Origin of the sequence: Williamsia sp., from assembly GCF_016462415.1 — a bacterium.
Classification (GTDB): domain Bacteria; phylum Actinomycetota; class Actinomycetes; order Mycobacteriales; family Mycobacteriaceae; genus Williamsia_A.
On the sequence record NZ_JAEMTF010000209.1, the window covers coordinates 1 to 2,554 of the forward strand.

The following is a 2,554-nucleotide window of genomic DNA, read 5'->3' on the forward strand; positions in this document are numbered from 1 at the left end:
GGTCGGGGCACCATGACCACGGACGGACCGCCGACGCCCGCCGCGTGGACGTCGGACGATCCCGGCGTCACCACCGCCGATGCGTGGCGGGAATGGCTCGACTCCACGGACTCGCCGTCGGCCCTCGACGGCGTCACCGGCCGGATCCTGGTGATCTCGGCGCACCCGGACGACGAGGTGCTGGGTGCGGGCGGGTTGCTCCACGACGCGGTCGCCCAGGGCATCGGTGTCACGGTCCTGTGTCTGTCCGACGGCGCCGCGTCGCACCCCGGATCGCCCACGGTGACCCCCGAGGCGCTGGCGGTTATCCGTCGCGCCGAACTGACCACCGCGTTGAGCGCACTCGGCGTGAACTGCACCATCCACCACGAACTGCCCGACGGCGGTCTCGACCGCTGCGGCGACGCGATCACCGAGGCCATCGACGCCGCCGTCGGATCCCATGGCGGTCACTCGTCGATCGTGTCGGTGTGGCGCGCCGATCGCCATCCCGACCACGAGGCGGTCGGTCACGCGGCGTCGACGGTCGCGGCCCGACTCGGCCTGGCGCTGCTGGAGTACCCCGTCTGGATGTGGCACTGGGCCCGGCCCGGTGACGACGCCGTGCCGTGGGCTCGGGCGCGCCGGCACCGGCTGAGTCCGGCCGCGGTCGAGGCGAAGAAGCGTGCCGTACACGCGTTCGTCAGTCAGATCACCGATCTGTCCGACGACCCGGCCGACCGCGCCGTCCTCGAACCCCATGTGCTCGACCGACTGATCGGACCCACGGAGACGTTCTTCTCGTGACCGATCGCGAACAGGAGACGACCGTGCCCGCCGACGACCAGAGATCGAGTGTCGATCCCGAGTACTTCCGGGCGATGTACGCCGACAGCGACGACCCGTGGGGGTTCGCCGAACGGTGGTACGAGACCCGCAAGTACGACATCACGATGTCGTTGCTGCCGGCCCCGCGGTATGAGCGCGCACTCGAACTCGGATCGTCGATCGGCGTCCTCAGCGAGCGGCTGGCGCAGCGCTGCGAGTCGATGGTGTGCCTCGAACTCGACCCTCGAGCCGTCGAGCTGTCCCGCGACCGACTGAGCGAGGTCGCCGACCGGGTCGCCGTGCACGTCGCCGACATCGCCGACGGGATCGAACCCGACGGCGACCCGTTCGATCTCGTCGTCGCCAGCGAGGTCCTCTACTACCTCGACGACCCGAGACTGACCTCCGTCACCGAGGCCCTCGACCGGCACCGTCATGCCGGGGCGACGGTCATCGTCGCCCACTGGCGGCACCACGTGTCCGCATATCCGTGGACCGGTGACGAGGTACACGAGCGACTGCGGAAGGTGCTCGGTCCCACACAGGCGACCTATCTCGACGACGACGTCGTGATGGATGTGTTCACCCCGCCGGGAACGGATTGGGTGGGTAAGGCGGGCGGCCTCGCCTGACACTCACCGGCCTCCGACCGCCTCGGGCTACAGGCGCGACAGCGCGTAGATGGTCGCCAGCCCGGCGCCGGCGAGGAACCCCAGGATGATCGCAGCGAGTTCCAGTGAGCCCAGCAACGGCAGGGCGACGATGAACGCGCAGGTCAGCAGTGCGAGTGCAATGACTACACCGATGAGGGTGGCGGCTTGGCGCGAGAATCTGGTTCTGGTGGCAATGGTGTCCGGTAATGCGTGCATGACGCTCCTCGTCTGATTCGTGCTGACGTCGGGCGATGTCGTGCCGAATGGTTTCGCACGCTGCTGTCGATCACGCTGTCACCTCCGCGTAGCGAAGCGGAATAGGAAAAGTCACGAACACATAACGGAATGGCTGCAGATAAGTCTCGACCACCATTACCGACCCGTTAGTTTTGCCTCGGTCTGATTGCGATTCGGTGAGGCGGTGGGCAAGAGCTCTCCTGGCACCTACCGTCGAGGACATGGCTACTTTCACAACGCCCGGAATCTCCCCCGAGGACGCAGCTGCGGTGTCGAGCACCCTGCAGGAGCGCTTGAGCGCCCTGAACGATCTGCACCTCACCCTCAAGCACATCCACTGGAACGTCGTCGGCACGAACTTCATCGGCGTGCACGAGATGATCGATCCGCAGGTCGAGCTCGTCCGCGGTTACGCAGACACCCTCGCCGAGCGCATCGCCACCTTCGGCGAGTCGCCGCGGGGCACCGCGAACGCGATCGAGAAGGATCGCTCGTGGGACGACTACACGCTGGGCCGCGACTCGGTTCAGGCCCACCTCGGAGCCCTCGACCTCGTCTACGTCGGTTTCATCACCTCGCACCGCGACGCCATCAAGTCCGTCGGCGAGATCGACCCGGTCACCGAGGACATCCTCATCGGCCAGACCGCTGAGCTGGAGAAGTTCCACTGGTTCGTCCGTGCGCACCTCGAGAACTACACCGGTGAGCTCTCCACCGCCGGCGCCAAGTCCGAGAAAGAAGCAGCCGACCAGGCTCGCTGATCCACCCCCCGACCATCACCGGCCCGGCAACCGCTGGACCACCCCCATCACAGGAGGAACACCATGGGAATCGTCGACAAGGCCAAGAACGCGGCA

General features: G+C 67.1%; 4 protein-coding genes. 3 read left to right on the top strand and 1 reads right to left on the bottom strand.

Translation table 11 applies throughout. From position 1 onward, the window contains the following. Together JHC79_RS23315 and JHC79_RS23320 are read left to right on the top strand one after the other, a co-directional pair. A partial coding sequence (locus JHC79_RS23315; protein WP_296395413.1) for a PIG-L deacetylase family protein occupies positions 1 to 786 on the top strand: 786 nt, incomplete at its 5' end. Next, positions 783 to 1,439 carry an SAM-dependent methyltransferase gene (locus tag JHC79_RS23320; RefSeq protein ID WP_296395415.1) on the top strand — a complete coding sequence of 219 codons (657 nt, stop codon included), beginning with the start codon at positions 783 to 785 and terminating at the stop codon, positions 1,437 to 1,439. The genes JHC79_RS23315 and JHC79_RS23320, both read left to right, overlap by 4 nt. Before the next feature lie 27 nt (positions 1,440 to 1,466). Here JHC79_RS23320 and JHC79_RS23325 read toward each other — a convergent pair whose 3' ends face one another. Beyond that, positions 1,467 to 1,676 carry a hypothetical protein gene (locus tag JHC79_RS23325; protein ID WP_296395417.1) on the bottom strand — a complete coding sequence of 70 codons (210 nt, stop codon included), beginning with the start codon at positions 1,674 to 1,676 and terminating at the stop codon, positions 1,467 to 1,469. 242 nt (positions 1,677 to 1,918) lie between these two features. Between JHC79_RS23325 and JHC79_RS23330 the strand changes: the two genes are divergently transcribed. After that, on the top strand, positions 1,919 to 2,458 hold the full coding sequence (locus JHC79_RS23330) for a DNA starvation/stationary phase protection protein (protein WP_296395419.1): 540 nt from the start codon (positions 1,919 to 1,921) through the stop codon (positions 2,456 to 2,458). The last annotated feature ends 96 nt before the right edge of the window (positions 2,459 to 2,554 follow it).